Below are 17,391 nucleotides of genomic sequence, written 5' to 3'. Positions count from 1 at the left end.
TTGTTTAGTCCCAATCTTGAGCCACAAATTTCATTCTTTTTCCATTTTCTGATAAAAGTGTTAAAAACTGTCCTTCCAACTGATATGTATTCATATCTGAAAGATGTTTTCCAAAGGCAGTTTCTAATTCCATATTTTGTTGGCAGGCTTTTCTTGTCATTCCGACTTGCGAAAATGTAATGTTGTCTTTAAGGTTTGTTTTGTCAGTTGTGGAAATAGTAAAGAAAATATTGTTACAACCCATAAATGCACTGCCTTGAGCAATTCGTTTTCCTTCTAAATCAGTGCTTATTTCTTTGAGCTTGGTAAGGTCTATGTTTGCTCCTGCTTTTGTAAAATCTTCCTTAGAGAAATTACTGCCATTGTTTAGGTTCATATCGGTTAGCATCCAAACTCTTGCTAGTTTTTGTTCATTAGTTATATTAGCTGATTGTTTGTTACTCTTACAGCTTGAAATGGAACATATTGTTAAAAAAATAAAGAGAACAGATAAAAAAATGGATTTGATATTCATGTTTATTCTTAGTTTGATGAAAAATAATTTATTTCATAAACTCTATGTTTTTGAATATTGTTTTTGACAAAAAATTAATCCTTACTATTTCTAAAATAATAAGGATTAACTCATATTAGATGATTTCATAACTTAGGGAACAAATTTTAAATAATTAAAACTAATCTCGTTCACTATGCTTGTACTAAATTCTTTCTAACTAAAATTATCAATAAGCACTTTTATAAGCGTAAATACTTAAAAATACATAACTACTAAGTATAGCTAAAATTGATTTTAGAATAGATAGGACTGCAATACAACTAGATAAATTTCACATTATCTGATAAGTAAGCGAAAAAGACGAACTATCATGAAATAGATAAGATAGAAATAGATTTTACTTATTTCAAATGGACAACTACTTTAAACTATCCACTTTATTATCTCATTTCCTGTTGGCTTACTATTTAGTTAGCTGCTTCCCAAATTTAGAACAAAAGAAATACATCTATGATTACTATAAAATGTGTTGAGCAAAATTCTTCTCCTTTCTTAGCTCTAGGGTGAAACATAATTAAAGATACAAAACATGTTATCATTTATAAAGCGAGATAACAAGGTTGAAGTGTTTTTTGAAAACTAGATGTTTAGTATTTGTGGCACAAACTACAATTACACTATCTTAAAGCCATAATTTCTAAATCTCAGTAAGGTCGCTTTGATACGAAAGGTTAAAAATTAGGGAGTTTTTTAAGCTATAATTTTCATTACTCTCCAAAGGGAAAAATATATACTGTTGCTTCAAGATTTTACTTAGTAATCGTTTTGCTTTTGGCTTTACGAGTTTTTTTATGCTCAAAAGGCACAAAACTGACAATTATATAAAAAGATTCTTTATTTTTCTCATCACCAAAGAATATATAGAAAGTTTTTTAAGCTGTTCTATAACTATAATCACTTAGATTTTACCTAAGCCTTCTTATAAAAATCGCCAAACAAAACTAAAGTAATTCAGCACTTCAAATCAATAAACTTTTCGAAAAACAATTCGGAAAATTTTTAAACCATATAGTATAAAATTTAATTTTACAAAAATAAAAATACTAATAATGTAGTCTTTCTAAAGAAACCAAATATATTCCGATTGAATATATTGCTTTAGAGATTTCTACAATGATGGTGAATTACAGAATATTAAAATCCTGTACTATTACCCTTTCAAACATATTTGAAGGTCTCAAGAGTAATACTACTCTATCTCTTAAACGGAACAACAACGATTTTGTTGCTTTTTAAGCGAAGATTTTAATTATTTATTTTGTAAAAATTACCGTTTGTAATTATTTGTTCTGTAAATTAATGCAATATAGAAATTAAATTTTGAATAAGCAAATTTTTGTAAAATTATTTTCCTTCTGTGTCTTTTATTTTCTTCTTCTTATCAATGACAAACTGTTCTACTTGTTTTTTCAATACAGGTAACGGAATGTGTCCGTTTTTAAGAAGTACTTCGTGAAACTCTTTTAGGTCAAAATCTTTACCTAAAGCCTCTTCTGTATATTGTCTTAAATTTTTGAAATAGATTTTACCAATTTTATAAATAGTAGCCTGTGCGGGGCGAACGACAATTTTATCTACTTCATCTCGCATAGCTTGTCTTGAAAGTCCAGTATTTCTTACCAAAAAATCGATTGCCTCTTCTCTTGTCCATTGTTTGAGGTGGATTCCTGTATCGACCACTAGGAGTGAGGTAATAAAAAGCTCATTCTGAATTTTACCAATTCTGACATACAAATCATCATAATAACTTATATTAGTTTTATTTTCTTCAGCTAGTAAGTCGGAATAATACCCTTCCCATCCTTCGTAATATACATCAAATTGCAACACTTTTCTGAATGTAGGAATATTTTCTAGTTGTTGTTCATACCATGCTTGAATATAACGCCCACCAGCTTTTTCATAAATCCAAACAGGCATTTTGTTTTGGGGAATCTGTTCAGCATTTTTTAAATTTATTTGAAGTGCTGGAGAGGTTTTGCCCTGCCCTCCATGAAATTTGAGTAAAGGTGATGTACTCTCTTTTGGAACTGGAACACGAACGAGTTGTAGCGAATTTTCTGGATACTTTGAAAAGAAATTAGGGAAAGACATAAAAGCAGCATCAGAGTAGTGTTGGTACTGCTCCAAATATTCTTTGTAATTGTCTTCAACTAAAAAATCTTCAGGCAGACTTCTATTTAATTGAGCTAAGTTTTGAGAAATTGAATCTTTTTGAGTAAAATTTAAGGAGTCAAAAATGGTCATTAAGTTTTGTCTTAATCTTTCTATTTCTTCTATGCCTTTATAATGATATTCTTCTGCTGATTCTTCTTGAGACACATGAGCATGTACCATCAGCATAGTATTATAATACATCATTGCCATAGCTTCATCACTACCAAGTTTCCAAACACCAGCTTCATCGGTCGATACTTTGAGTTCTTCTTTTAAATAAGTCAGTAGTTTTTTATAAGCAGGATATACGCTGTATTTTATAATATTTTGAGCCTCAATTTTTAATTCTTCCTTTGGGCTGACTACACCTTCGTTTTGATGGTTGGGATGTTCTAGAATATGCTTTGCATTTTCTACCTTACGAGCAAAATCTTTATAAAGAGGATTGTATTGTACATCTCTTGAAATAAAATCTTCTGTTTCTTTGATTACACGCTCTAAAATAAAACGAGGAGGGATTACATTGGCTTCTTTTCTTGATTCTAAAAGTCGTATAAGCTGTTCGAACTTATCTTCAAACTTAGAGAGCCTTTCTAAGTAATCTTCAGCATCACCAAGTGTCTCTATCTGATGTACTTCCATCATAAAACGAGGTAATTCTACTTGTATTCCATTAATGTGGTTTACAGGATATTCGTATTGACGGAAGGCATTTCTAAAAATTTCTAATTCTAAATACCAATCTAAAATTTCAGTAGAAAGAATTTCTTCTTTTGTTTGTTGAGAGCGTTTATACGTTCGGAGCATTTCGAAATTTCGGACAATACTTTCCTCATAGCGTTTGTCTCGTTGCTCGTCTGAGATATTGGTAAGTAAGCTATTGTAGTAGGTAATGCCATAGTTTTCTAAAAGATGCAGACGGCTCATAAGTTCTGGGTCATCTTGTCCATATTCTATAAACATTCGCTCATAAAATAACTTAATGCTAAAAGGCTTGAACCAAATTAGATTACAAACCCAAATTCCAAAAATGACAAGGGAAAAAGTAACTAATCGTAAGAGAACTTTTCTTACCTTTAGTTGTTCTAAATAAGATACAGATTTATGGGTAACATGTATCCATAATCTTCTCCACGCAAATTTAGTATGAACTACATTTCCTCTGCTCGCAATATTGAGCGTAGTATTTCTTTCAGAAATAGCATTATGAATATTTTCTTCGACCTCGACCATACACTATGGGATTTTGAACAAAACTCTAAACAAACTTTGCTTAGTTTGTATCAAAAGTATGAATTATCTGATAAAATTATTAGTAATGAAACAATAAGTTTTGATGATTTTTTATTTGCTTTCCGAACAACTATCAAATTTTTATGGAAGCAACACAACACAGGGTTAGTAGATAAAGCAAAAATAAGAGAACTTCGTTTTCTTCTGATTTTTAAAGAGTTACATAAACTTAGAAATAGAGAAAAAGATTTTGATGGCACTTCATATCAAAATTTGTTAGAAGATTTGGAAGAAGATTATCAATATTATTGTCCTCGTCAGCCTCATCTTTTACCTTTTGCTTTTGAAATGCTTACCTATCTTAAATCTAAAAATTATCAACTTCATATCCTTACAAATGGTTTTGAAGAAAGTCAAAAGCTGAAATTAGAACATTCTGGTATTTTACCTTTCTTTAAAAACATTATCACATCAGATTGTACAGGTTTTACAAAGCCCAATCCGATTATCTTCAACCATGCGCTTACTATTTCTAACGCTACACCCCAAAATTCTATTATGATTGGAGATAGTTTTGATGCTGATATTTTAGGCGCACGCTCTTTGGGAATGAAGACGATATTTTATAACCCTAAAAAACAAACTCCACAATACTCTGTGGCTAGTTATGATATTTCGTGTTGGAAAGAAATTATGAGTATTTTATAAGACTGAATTATAACTCAAACCCTAGAAGGGTTATATCATCACGTTGTTCTACTGTTCCTTGATGTATATCTAATGCTTTTTCTATCTTATCTTCTTGTTCATATATAGATAGAGAAAGGTTGTTTTCAATAAGTTCTATGAGTTGAGGAGTGCCAAACTTCTTACCTTTTGTATTAGACTGGTCTGCAAAACCGTCTGTAGTAAGATAAACTTGTGTACCCTTTTCTAAAATAAGCTCATGGTTCTGATAGGGTTTTCCTTCTATTCGTTTAGAGCCTATTGAACGCCTCGTTCCTGCTACGCTTTTTAGCTTCCTAGTATTAGGTAAGGCATACCAAAGTGGGCGTTTTGCACCAGCAAATCTTAATTTTGTCTGCGAATTATCTTGATTTTTTTCTAGTACACAAATAGCTGTATCCATTCCATCCCTGTTAGTTTGTTCACCTGTTTGAAGAGACTCCTTTAGTAATTTGTCTAAGTGTTCAAGAATTTGCGCAGGGTCAGTTATATTTTTCTCATTGATGATTTCGTGTAAAAATGTATTTCCAATAAGCGACATAAATGCTCCTGGGACGCCATGTCCTGTGCAATCTATCACAGCAATAATCATTTGCTTTGAAACTGTTCCAAACCAATAAAAATCTCCCGAAACAATATCTTTTGGACGATATAGTATAAAAAAATCTCCTATATTTTTTCTGACATCTTCTTTCGATGGCAAAATAGCAGCCTGTATAGAGTGAGCATAGCGAATAGAATCCGTAATATGTTGATTTTTTTCGTTGATGGTAGCATAGGATTGTGCATTCGAAACTGCAATCGCTGCATAGGAAGCTAAAGAACGTAAAATAGTAAGATGATTCTTTTGATAGGCTTCTTTAGAAAAACTCTGTACTGTCAGTACACCTATCGCTTTTTCTTGAATAACTAAAGGAAGGTAAATTAAAGACTGAGATTCACCTCCTACCTCAACTTCATGGTTTTGGTACTGAGGGAAATCTTTTTCAAAGTTATTGGTAAAGATTTCTTTTTGTTGTTTGAAGGACTGTACAGCAAGTTTGTCATTGTCTTCCAAAGAATCAGCATTGAAAGGTAATGTCTCTCCATTTTCTATAAAACCTCTAAAGTCTATTTGTTGGCGCATGGAGTTATAAACCCCAATACCGAAACCTTCTGCTGGCATGAGACTATTCACATTAGCGTAAAGCGTACTGATAAGTTCTGAAAGGTCTAATGTTGCTGTAATTTGTTGTCCTATATCGGCAAGCGTCTGAATATTTTTGTATGATTTCTCCAACTCTTCTTTTTGTTCCTCAATATTTTTCTTTTGCATCAAGACCTCTTCCTTTTGTTGCTCTAGTTCGCTGTTAGTTAAACGAAGCTCTGTAGTTCTTTCTCTAACTATTTCTTCTAGTTTCTGGTTTTTGTGTTTCAGCCTTCTTACATTATACTTTACTCCTGCATATGTCAAGACAGAAACCAGTAAAGCTCCAAAAATGATGTACAGAATATAAGCCAAAGGAGTTTTGTAGAATGGAGAGCTTATAATAAAGTCGTATTTAGCAATCTGACCTTTTGTATCGTACACATTTTTTGCCTCTACTTCGAATGAATATTTTCCTGCATTAAGGTTAGTATATTCTTTTTTTGTTTCGTTTGTCCATTCCGACCACTTTGTATCATATCCATTTAGTCTATATCTGAACAGTGTATTTTCTGTATCAGAAGAATTGTTTGCACTGTAAAAAAAAGTCAGTGAGTTTTGCTTATGAGTTAGCTTTGGTTGCTGATTGTTTGAAGTATAATTTTCATAGAACAACACTGAGTCTGCCAACATCACTCTTCTAATAAATACATTGAAGGTTGTGTTTTTATAATTTTTATTATTTAAATCTAAATAAAAAAGTCCCTCCGAAGTACCAATGGCAACGCTGCCAGTTGCCTCTATGTTACTACCTGTATTTATAAAGGTGTGTATGGAAACAGAGTTGTTTGTAAGTCTTTCAGTAGGTAATAATTCACTTGTATTTGTCTCAGTATTGAAGAGATAATAACTTGTTTTATCAATTCCTCCTACTCTAAGTATTAGGTGTTGTTTGTCGATGCTATACATTTCTACAAATGATTCATCTTTTCCAATTAACCTTGTGATATGAGGCTCTATTTCTAAACTACTATTTTTCCAAATATATACTAGAGAGTCAGTAGCCATATAAATTTGCTCATTATGTTTTTCTATATTTTTTACAGTAGCATTAAACTCTAGTTGCAGTTCTTCTAAAGTATCTTTCTGCTGATAGATTCGTATTTTATTATTCTCGTCAGTAGTGAAAAGTAAATCATTTATCATCTCTAAATTGAGCACAGTTTGATTTCTTACTGCTTTTTGAAATATCCTCTTGTTATTAGGTAAAAAATCTAAGCGATAAATACCTTTCTGATTAGAAAGACCCACATAGACTGTGTTTGAGTTTTGTGTAGATTGAACAATGTGATTAATAGAACTTTCTGTTTCTTCTAAGGTCTGAAGTGTCATGTTATTGATTTTCTCAATTCCTTCATTACTTGCAGCCAAACAAATAGTATCTTTATTTATTACTAACTTTTTCATGAACCATATCTGATGCCTATCTCCTTGCAAAAAGGAAAAATTATTCTCTATATCATCAAAATAAAAAATACTATTCGTAGAAGAGATGTAAAATCTGTCTTGAAAAGATATGGCATCAGTTACGATACCAGAAAGCCCTTGATGTTCTCCAATTTTTTTGAAAGGTGAGCCTGTTTCTAGCTTTGCGATTCCTTTTGAAAGTGCTACCCAAGTATTTTGTTGTTCATCCAATTCTACATCATATACTTTATCTGCCAGTCCTTCTTGTTGAGAAATTTGGAATAGCTTTTTACCCTTCACATCTAAGCAAATAATGCCAAAATGAAGAGTCGCAACGTAATAATTTCCGTTCTTATCTTGTGTGGCATTATAAATAGAGCCGACTTCTTTTTCTGTAAGTTCAGTTTTGAATGCTCTGAGCTGCTTGGTAGTAAGGTTGAGAATAAGAAGGGAAGATGCTGTTCTGTCACCTACCACAATTTCATTATCAGAATAAGAGCCATTAGCGTCTTGGTAAGGAAACAGAAAGCGGATACTACCATTTGCAATTGGTTCGTCATTACTTACAAGTTCCAGTTTATCGCCAACTACTTTTTCTAAGCCAAAACCTTTATCTAAAACAAACAGCGTATTATTTAAATAGTATGCAGAATAAAAGGCTTTGCCCTTAGTCCTCCACTGTGTTATTTTTCCATTTTTATATCTAAAAAGGTATTTATCGGTGACGAAAAATATGCCTTTAGGTGTTGCCTTTACTTTCCATACTTCACCAAAATTTCTGCTCTCTTCCTGTATCAAATCAACAAGAGATACAAACTCTAGTTTTCCAGTTTTATTGGGTACTAACTTTCCAATCTGATTGACCGCTCCTATAAATATACTGTCAGTGTCTCCAATATCTAATGTCCTTACAAATTCAACATTAGGAACTTCTATGGTACGCCACGTATTTCCATCAAACTGTACTATACCTTGTGTGTTGGCAAAGTATAGAATCCCTTTTTTATCTTTTCTGACAGATAAATTTACAACACCTGCTTGATAATCTTTGGGAGTGTAGAATTGAATAAAAGGCAAAGCACCATATTTACTTTCTATTTGACTGTATAGAGGAAAATAAATAGATTGAAAAAATAAGAATAGTACTCCAGTAAGAACACGAACTTTAGTGCAAAAGGGCTGTGCTTTTATCATAATTAAAAATAAAAGAACTACGGAAAAGGGAAAGTTTTTTAGACTACAGATAGCAGAAAGCCTACTATTATAACTTTGCTGTCAGCAACTTAGTCTAATTCCAACAAACTACAAAAAATCGTTAAGACTTCCAATTTCTTTTGGCATAATGCCTCGTTCGGTTCTGTGAAGTGTACAGCACTGATTGACTGGGTCGTGTTCGAAGAATAAAATATAATCGTTTTCTACAGCTTCGTTGAGTAAGACTTCTTTTTCAGAAAGGGTTTTTAAAGGGCGCATATCATAAGCCATAATATAAGGCAAGCGCACATGATGTACTGAGGGAATAAGGTCAGCACAGAAAACAATTGTTCTACCTTTGTATTTGAATTGAGGCAACATTTGTTTTTCTGTATGTCCATCTAAAAAACGTAACTCAAAAGGCAACGAGTCAGATTTTTGATTAGGCGAGATAAGTTTTAGTTGTCCACTTTCCTTGATAGGTAAAATATTTTCCTTTAAAAAGGAGGCTTTTTCTCTCGGATTAGGATTTACAGCCCAGTTCCAATGGTCTGTATTTGACCAATAGGTAGCATTTTCGAAAACAGGTACAAGTTTATCTTTTTGCCTTTTAATAGCTCCTCCACAGTGGTCAAAATGCAAATGTGTAAGAAAAACATCAGTAATATCAGATGTGGAAAAACCTTTGCTTTTTAAAGATTTTTCTAGTGAATCATCACCGTGTAGATAGAAATGACTTACAAATTTTTCGTCTTGTTTATCGCCTATCCCTGTATCTATCAAGATAAGTCTGTTTCCATCTTCTATCAGAAGGCAGCGCATTGCCCACGTACACATATTGTTTTGGTCGGCTGGGTTGAGTTTTTGCCAAAGTGCCTTAGGAACAACGCCAAACATTGCCCCACCATCTAATTTGAAAAGTCCTGTATCTATTGTATGTAAAGTCATTTTTTGAGATAGGTAAAAAAAATATGAAGTAAAAATTCCTATGATAGCAATAGACTAAAATAGGAATTTTATTTATGCACAAAAATATAGAAATGATTTATAAAATTACACCTCATTAACAGCACGCTCAATCAAGCGACTAGCTACGGTTTGTGTTCCTGTATGTTCGAAATAGTTTGTTGAAGCATCAAGGAAAGCCGAAACATAATCTAGTTTGTCATCTGCCAAAGAAATATATTCAGAAAGTTTTTCTAATATGCTTTCTCTTGTAATGTTGTTTTCTTCTTGGAAAGAAGAGAGCCAATCTTTAGTATGCCCAAAGGATTCTCTGATAAAACCTAGTTTTTCTGAAACTCCTCCACCAGGAATATAGTCTGCTACTTTTTGAAAAACACTACTTTCTTCGACTTGGTCAACACTTGCCTCTTGAATTTTATTGAGAGCCATTTCTGCAAAGTCAGGACCTAAAGGCAATACACCATCAAAAGCAACAATAGCAGCCATTCTTATTTTAGCTTCTCCAGAGTAATTGGCAAGTGAATCTACAAATTCACCAAAACTATCTCCTGGGATTCCGTTGATTTTAGTAAAGGCAAGAAGTTCTGCGGTAATCTTGATAGCTAAGTCAATACTCTGAACCGTATCAGCTTTTGGTGTGATGTCTTTCATAAAAGAGAGAAAACCAACACTATCAGCTAGTTTGTCTGCCATTGCAGCAGCTCCCAAAGCCATATCAGCATTATCTACAATCTTGAAAATACTGACAGCCGTTTGGTAGCCTGTTTCTTCATCTGCATAGAGTTCTTCTGCTTTTGCTTTTACTTCCTCCAAAAAATCGTCATCATCTTCTCCAGTAACCTCACGCATAAGCGTATCAAAGTCTGTTGGATTGTTCCACTCTCCTGGAACAACAAAATCTAAAGCCTTTAAGGCATATACCGTAATACCCGAATCAGGCAATTCATTTACAGCTTCTACAATAGAAGCAGGTTTGTCGTCAGAACCAAAAAACATATATATTGAAATTTAGATTTTAAAATTAAAAAATTACTCTAAACGAAGTTTTAAATTGTCGTTTATGGTTGAAAAAAATAACTTTTAGAAGAAAGTCTATTTTAAACTAGCAAGTCCAGAGAGATTGAATTTTTCAAACCACTTCTTACGCATATCTTCTGTAAAGCTATCATCTTTTGAGCGAATACTGACTTGATAACGGTCGCCTACCAAAATAGTGTGTCCCTTCGAACCTTTTGTAAGTGCAGGATAGCCAGCCACCTTCATAGTAGATTTCTCATACTTGGCTTTTGTATCCATATTCGAATTCAAATCACTAACAGCAAGTGTGGCTACTTCTTTTCCATCTTTTTTCAAACTTGCCTGTACGAAACCTTCTTTTTCTTGGTTATAAACTACTTTATAACCGTCTGCTTCTTTTGGGAAAAATTTATTGAGTGCGCCTCCCTCTACTTCTTCTACTTTAGGTTTGTCTTGTGTAGCTGTTGAGCTATTTGTTTTGGAAGTAGTTGTAGTTGTTTTGGTAGTTTCAGAGTTAGTTTTGTTCTTTTTTCCTCCACAGCTAAAGAGAAATACAGAACTTAGCAGAAGGACAAAAAATGAAAGACGAAATTTTTGCATGTGCATCATTGAGAGGTAAAGTTTAGTGAAAAATTAAAAACATAATAGACCAAAATAGATTAGAATACCTGCTTGTATACTCATCTATATAATTCTCTATTATTTTCTCAATGTACAAATTATCATTCAAAATCAGAATAATTTTTGTTAAAAATTGCTTAAAAATAGTCTGAATGAGTTCTTTTAAAGAATAATATACTTTTTTATTTGACATAAAAAAACCCTTCTTACTACTAGAGTAAAAAGGGCAAAAAGTAGTTAATTGTGAAAAATGGTAGATTAAAAAATGTTTTATTATGTCTAATTTTCAATTACTGTATTAGGCTTAAACTATTTTTCACTCAATATCTTTATCGTTGGTAGAGCTTATTTTATAACTTCTTTGATGATGTTCCAAACATAGTCATTATTTTTGAATTTAGACGAATTTTAATAAAAAAATATTGAAAAAGTACATAAAAAAATAATCATTAATTTAAAGTTACATGGCAATCAAAATTTTATTACAAAACGGAGATATTACAAAGATACCAGTAGATGCTATCGTCAATGCAGCTAATACTTCCCTTTTAGGAGGTGGTGGAGTAGATGGTGCAATTCATAAAGCTGGAGGAAAAGAAATCTTGGAAGAGTGCATCAAAATCCGTAACAAACAAGGAGGTTGCAAAACAGGGGAAGCTGTTTATACCACAGCAGGAAATTTGCCTGCTGGCTATGTTATTCATACAGTTGGCTCAGTTTGGCAAGATGGAGAACATGGTGAAAGAGAGCTTTTAGCAAATTGTTATAGCAATTGTCTCAAAATAGCAGAAGAACTAAAAATACAATCGATTTCTTTTCCAAATATCAGTACAGGAGTATATAAATTTCCTAAAGAAGAAGCTGCCGAAATTGCATTGAATACTGTAAAGAAATTTATAGAACAAAATAACAATTCCACTTTAGAAGAAATTATTTTTGTTTGTTTTGATGAAGAAAATTACAAAGTCTATAAAAGGCTAATGAATTTGTTATAAAATTTTTAGCAAAAAAAGAGGTTATCCTAAAACTAAGATAACCTCTTTCAATACTATTTTACTACCAAAACATATTCTCTAATTTTTCAGAATAAAATTATTATTACTGATTAAAGATGTTTTTTCTTTTATATTTTTACCATAGTCCATTACGACGTTCATATTGGTCATCTACCATTGATGCTGTCCCTCTACCTGCTACTTGATTCCAATGATTATTTGCCCCCATCATTTGCCTAATTCTAGCATTTGAAGTAGCTGCTGACATAGCTTGGTTTCCTGTGGTTACCCAAGGTGCAAATACATTAGAACGAGAAACTTCTAAAGGAGCAGCGACACCACGAGAGTGGAAATACTGACGAACAGGAACTGTATGTTTGCTAAAGTGATTATTTCCCAAAAAAGATGCTCCAAAGTGAGCAACTGCTGCTTGTCTTCCAACTCTTGAAGAAAGTCCTCCAGCACCTAATAAGCTAGTACGAAAATATTCAATAGCAATGCCTCTATTTGCTAATACTTCTGCTGAAAGACCTGCAAGTTCTGCCGTAGTAACTTGATTTTCTCCAATAGTTACTGTGTTGTCATGTAAAGGAGTCCAAAATGGATCCATTAAAGTAACACGAGAAGGCATACGAGGTGCTCCCATGCGCTCTAAGCGTAAGAGCCCAGCCATAGTAAGGTTTCCTCCTAAAGAATTACCTACCACACGAATTTCAGCACCAGAATAATTAGAATTGAATATCTCTAAATATTTTTGAGCAAATAAGACACGAACAGAAGCATTAGGAGCACCTGCTGTAGTAAGGCTACCATCAGATTTTCTCCACCTCATTCCATTATGTGCTGTATGGTCATATATTTTTGTTTCTACACCTGCTGGAGGAGCAGAGTTCAAAATACCTTCATCAGCAAACTGAATCCAATAAAAAATAGCTACATTCCAGCCTTGAGCTTTCCAAATATTATGGCTCTGTACATTCAAACCACCATCACTTAGCAAAAAGTTTTCTCTACTTCCTGAGGCTACACTACCTGGAGCATTTCCATGTACGTAGATAATTGTTGGCTTAGTAGGGTCAAAGAAAGGATTATAAACTCCTGATACATACTTCTGACAACCCACTGCATCTGCTGTAGGATTATTACCTGGCTGAGAATCAAAGAAATAAAAACCATAGTCTAGCTCATCATAATAATAAATCTGAACCGATTGCGTTTGTTGATCCCACTCTGTGGGTGCTCCAGAATTTTCAGCGACAAAGCGAGAATGTACCATTACATATCCTTGATTGTTGTAAGGAGCAACGGAAGCTTGTACCCAGCTTCCATTTACTTTTGCCCATCTATCACCTACCCAAATTTGGATAGTTCTATTAGGTTTGGTAGCAATAACACTAGAAAGTCCTCCACGATTAGGGTCGCTCTGAATCCATTGAATAGAATAACCTAAGCGTTCAAAAATGGTACGCATATATACCATTACATAGCCATTATTATTTACAGGGTTAGCTTTATAATTAGGCCAAACAAGTGGGTTTCCATTGACTAAAACTCTTACAGTGCTAGAAGCTGCTGTATGTATTTCTTCTTTGTGCTTATTATTATGTGTAGAAGAGCCTAAGTCTATTGATGGAGCAGCTTGTTCCAACTCTTGAACTTGCTCTAAAATATCTTCTTGACAAGAAGTAAATCCTACTGCAATAATTAATAAAAATGCAATGTAAGATAAATTTAATTTTATAAATTTCATAGTTTTTAATTTGCGTATTAAGGAAACGGTAAAAGTTAATAAGGTTTATAGTATGTTTGCATACAATCTGTGCTAATAAAAAAGCTAAATTGCATGTCTAGCTCTATTAATAGAAAATATGCTTTATTGTGTGAAATTTGAGTGATTTAATCAAATGGAAAATAGTTATCTTGGTTAATTGTTGAACAAATTAAGTTGCTTAACTTTGTATTTCCAAATTTTTAACAAAAAAACTATAAATAACTTGCAATGTGAGTTTTAATGTTTTTTGAAAGTATTTTAAAGTTTGTCTATTATTGATAAATTATTTTTGAATAAAGTGTACAATTTTAAATTTTCGATAAAAAATAGTCTGTTTTTTTATGAAAAAAATAATTTATATGCCTTGGGATATTTTTAAATTTTCTGATGTTTTTACTTAAAATTCTCTTTTTTAAATCGTTTAGAAGTTTAATTGATTTGTATTATTTGAATGTATTTTTACTTAAATATATTAGCTTTTTGGGGAAGGATTCTAAAAGCTTTCTCTAAATGTTGTGAGAGTTAAAATGAAGGTTTTTAAAAAAGTTGTTGGTATCACTACACTAAACTGCTGACGAGGTGTTGAATTTCCAAAATACTATTGTAAAAGTTGTATGAACCTTATTTGTATCTATGCACTAATAATTTCGTATTTTTGTAAAAAGAAAATCGAATAGAATAAAAATAAGACCACGCTATGAGTACTCCAACAATAAAAGTTTCCTTAAAAGAGATAGAAAGTAAGAAGATAGATATTCGAAAACTGACGTTGAATGAAATTTCAGAAGAACTAAAAAAACTAGGAGAGCCAAAATTTAGAGCTAAGCAGGTTTGGCAATGGCTATGGGAAAAATCGGCTACCTCATTTGATGAAATGACAAACCTTTCCCAAAAATTAAGAGAAATACTCAAGGAAAATTTTACTATAAATTCGCTTACTATCGCAGAGGAGCAAAAAAGTAGCGACCGAACTATAAAATCATCTTTTAGACTATACGATGGGAAAATTGTAGAAGGAGTTTTGATTCCGACCACAGATAGAATGACGGCTTGTATTTCTTCACAAGTAGGTTGTTCGCTTTCTTGTAAGTTCTGTGCGACAGGCTACATGGGTAAAAAACGAAACATCGAAGCTGCCGAAATCTATGACCAAGTGGTGGCTATTTCTCGTCAAGCAGAGGAAAACTATGGGCAACCTCTTTCGAATATTGTTTATATGGGAATGGGTGAGCCACTGATGAATTACAGAAATGTGTTGCAATCGATTGACCGATTAACTTCTCCAGATGGATTGAATATGTCTCCAAAAAGAATCACTGTTTCGACGGCTGGCATAGCTAAATTTATCAAAATGTTGGCAGATGATGGCGTAAAATTTAATCTTGCTCTTTCTCTCCATGCAGCCAATGACAAGAAACGCAACGAAATCATGGACATTAATGATAGTAATTCATTAGATGTTTTGGCAGAAGCCTTAAAGTATTTTTATGATAAGACAGGAAACAGAATTACTTATGAGTATATTTTATTTGATGATTTTAATGATTCCTTAAAAGATGCTGATGAACTTTATCGTTTTTGTAAGCACGTTCCTTGCAGAGTAAATATCATTGAATACAATCCAATACAGGAAGCAGAATACAAAAAACCAACTGAAGACCGAATAGAAAAATTTGCTGGGTATCTTATAAAAAGAGGAGTTCGTACAACTGTTAGGAGAAGCCGAGGAAAAGATATTGATGCAGCTTGTGGGCAACTTGCTAATAAGAAAGGGTAATTCTTTCTCATGAATAATCAATTCATATATTTTAAAAATAGATTGGATAGTCATAGCAAAAAGTCAATGGAAGATATTTCTGCAAAAATAGAGAAGGCAAAAACAGCTCAATCTAAATTACTGAGTTTGCCAAAAGAAGGGTTAAGCGAAATACCTAATGAAGTTTTCGAACTTACTCATCTTACAAATCTCAATCTGCGAGGAAATAAAATTGAATATATCTCTGCTGAATTTTCTAAACTACAAAATTTGAAAGTGTTGTATTTGGACGGAAACCAAATACAATATATTGACCCAAAATTTTTTGATTTACAAAATATTGAAGTTCTAAATCTTGATGGTAATCAAATCAATTTCTTGCCTAAAGAAATTGAAAACTTGAAGAAGCTAAAACGATTATACATTTCAGAAAATAGATTGAAAATATTACCAAAGTCAATCGGAAAACTCATAACACTAGAACATTTATTTGGTCATGGAAACTTGATTAGTGAATTGCCACAAGAAATAGGGTTATTGACTAGTTTGAAACACTTAAATTTTTTCAATAATGAAATTAAACATCTTGATATTGACCTTAGTAAACTGGAATCACTAGAATATCTTCAGTTAGGTTTCAACAAGATTAGTAAAATATCTCCTTCTATTGGCAATTTGAAAGACTTGGAACGTTTATCTTTTTTTGATAATCAACTTTCAGAGTTACCCAATGAAATTTCTAGACTTGAAAAACTAAAACTTCTGAATGTATCTTACAATAAGTTGAAAACACTTCGACTTGATTTAGATTCAATGAAGAATTTAGCAGAGCTACATATTTTTAAAAATGACATAGCTTCTTTTAGCTCATTAGATATTCCGATACTCTGCTCTAGACCTCCTTATTTTAGCTCTCGTTACAGACTTTTGATTGACCAAAATCAAGAAAAACAACTTGAAGAAGTTAGAGAATTAATTGAAACTCACAAAATTGGAGTAGTAGATTTGGAAACTAAAAAAATGCCTGAAAGACATTACAAGCAAATTCCCCATGAACTCTCAGATAAATATGGTTTGATTGACCCAAGAATGGAGAGATTTTATAAGAGAATTAGAGAGCAAAGAAAAAATTTATAAAAAGCAGAGTGTGCTTGTCCAGTTTGAGAAGACGCTGTTAGCTAAAAATCTGAAACGTTTTACCATCCCAAAAACAAAGACGGTTTTTTTGTTTTGATTTAGCATATTTCAATGCCATAAAAGCCTCTGCTAAAGAGTTTCCTGCTCCTGCTGAAAATGTAAAGGGCAACACAGATTTTCTGATATTAGCCATCGTAAGCTCAAAGTTTGCAGTTTCCTTTTTTCCAGTAATTCCGTCTGCGCCACAAGCTAATAGTTCAAAGCCTTGTTTTATCATTTCTTCTTTGAGCTTGGCAACTGCTTTTTGTAAATCATCATCTAACTGAATGAGTTTATCTTCATCATTATTAAGAAAAGCCTGTGCTAGTTGGTTGCCTATATCGTCGCCATCTACAGTTACATAAATCATAACTTCCAGTATCTTAGGATAAATTTTTTACTAAGAAGTTGTTTAAGACCTGAAAGTTGGCGAAGCCAATAGAAAAAAGTATTTTGAATAAGGTACAGAGTGAGTTTTACTCATCATTTCTCGTTCAAGCATTCTGCTTGGATACACTTTTGGGCTACGCCGATTTTCAGTTCGTCAGCATATACTGACAAAACGGTAAGCACAAGATGAGATCTTGCACTAGAAAATCATTCTTAAACAAGTTCAACTTTTAAAGTAAA

The 17,391-nt window shown here is 32.6% G+C and carries 12 protein-coding genes; 4 read left to right on the top strand and 8 right to left on the bottom strand.

The annotated features are described in order from the left end of the window. Positions 1–4: 4 nt before the first annotated feature. On the bottom strand, positions 5–376 hold the full coding sequence (locus tag QZ659_RS15010; protein WP_291726886.1) for an META domain-containing protein: 372 nt from the start codon (positions 374–376) through the stop codon (positions 5–7). 1,524 nt (positions 377–1,900) lie between these two features. After that, the gene (locus QZ659_RS15005; RefSeq protein WP_291726884.1) at positions 1,901–3,946 is read right to left on the bottom strand and encodes a DUF885 domain-containing protein; all 2,046 of its coding nucleotides are present in this window, start codon (positions 3,944–3,946) and stop codon (positions 1,901–1,903) included. On the opposite strand from QZ659_RS15005, the gene QZ659_RS15000 reads away from it, so the two are divergent. Then, entirely contained in the window at positions 3,920–4,654 is a 735-nt protein-coding gene (locus QZ659_RS15000; RefSeq protein ID WP_291726882.1) for a YjjG family noncanonical pyrimidine nucleotidase, read from the top strand. The genes QZ659_RS15005 and QZ659_RS15000 overlap by 27 nt on opposite strands. A 7-nt stretch (positions 4,655–4,661) precedes the next feature. On the opposite strand, the gene QZ659_RS14995 is transcribed toward QZ659_RS15000, so the two are convergent. From QZ659_RS14995 to QZ659_RS14980, 4 genes are all read right to left on the bottom strand, one after another. Then, positions 4,662–8,459, bottom strand: coding sequence for a SpoIIE family protein phosphatase (locus QZ659_RS14995; protein ID WP_291726880.1), 3,798 nt, complete (start codon positions 8,457–8,459; stop codon positions 4,662–4,664). A 108-nt stretch (positions 8,460–8,567) separates the two neighbouring features. Next, on the bottom strand, positions 8,568–9,407 hold the full coding sequence (locus QZ659_RS14990) for an MBL fold metallo-hydrolase (protein WP_291726878.1): 840 nt from the start codon (positions 9,405–9,407) through the stop codon (positions 8,568–8,570). A 105-nt stretch (positions 9,408–9,512) separates the two neighbouring features. Beyond that, complete coding sequence (locus QZ659_RS14985) at positions 9,513–10,421, bottom strand: hypothetical protein (RefSeq protein WP_291726876.1); 909 nt, start codon at positions 10,419–10,421, stop codon at positions 9,513–9,515. A gap of 96 nt (positions 10,422–10,517) precedes the next feature. After that, positions 10,518–11,042: a hypothetical protein gene (locus tag QZ659_RS14980; protein ID WP_291726874.1), complete on the bottom strand. Its 525-nt coding sequence runs from the start codon at positions 11,040–11,042 to the stop codon at positions 10,518–10,520. Between the two features lie 485 nt (positions 11,043–11,527). Here QZ659_RS14980 and QZ659_RS14975 point away from each other — a divergent pair, with 485 nt between their 5' ends. After that, complete coding sequence (locus QZ659_RS14975; RefSeq protein WP_291726872.1) at positions 11,528–12,058, top strand: O-acetyl-ADP-ribose deacetylase; 531 nt, start codon at positions 11,528–11,530, stop codon at positions 12,056–12,058. A gap of 136 nt (positions 12,059–12,194) precedes the next feature. Here QZ659_RS14975 and QZ659_RS14970 read toward each other — a convergent pair whose 3' ends face one another. Then, a complete protein-coding gene (locus tag QZ659_RS14970; RefSeq protein ID WP_291726869.1) occupies positions 12,195–13,808 on the bottom strand; it encodes a copper amine oxidase N-terminal domain-containing protein in 1,614 nt (537 codons plus the stop codon). A 718-nt stretch (positions 13,809–14,526) separates the two neighbouring features. Here QZ659_RS14970 and rlmN point away from each other — a divergent pair. Both rlmN and QZ659_RS14960 read left to right on the top strand, forming a co-directional pair. Then, entirely contained in the window at positions 14,527–15,606 is a 1,080-nt protein-coding gene (gene rlmN, locus QZ659_RS14965) for a 23S rRNA (adenine(2503)-C(2))-methyltransferase RlmN (RefSeq protein WP_291726866.1), read from the top strand. Positions 15,607–15,615: 9 nt separating this feature from the next. Beyond that, positions 15,616–16,722 (top strand): leucine-rich repeat domain-containing protein, encoded by a 1,107-nt coding sequence (locus tag QZ659_RS14960; RefSeq protein WP_291726864.1) that lies wholly within the window; start codon positions 15,616–15,618, stop codon positions 16,720–16,722. Between the two features lie 37 nt (positions 16,723–16,759). On the opposite strand, the gene QZ659_RS14955 is transcribed toward QZ659_RS14960, so the two are convergent. Beyond that, the gene (locus tag QZ659_RS14955) at positions 16,760–17,131 is read right to left on the bottom strand and encodes a mCpol domain-containing protein (protein ID WP_291726861.1); all 372 of its coding nucleotides are present in this window, start codon (positions 17,129–17,131) and stop codon (positions 16,760–16,762) included. Between the last annotated feature and the right edge of the window lie 260 nt (positions 17,132–17,391).

Origin of the sequence: Bernardetia sp. (assembly GCF_020630935.1) — a bacterium.
In the GTDB taxonomy this organism is placed as follows: domain Bacteria; phylum Bacteroidota; class Bacteroidia; order Cytophagales; family Bernardetiaceae; genus Bernardetia.
The sequence above is the reverse complement of the archived record's forward strand: the minus strand, read 5'-3'. Positions and strand labels throughout refer to the sequence as shown.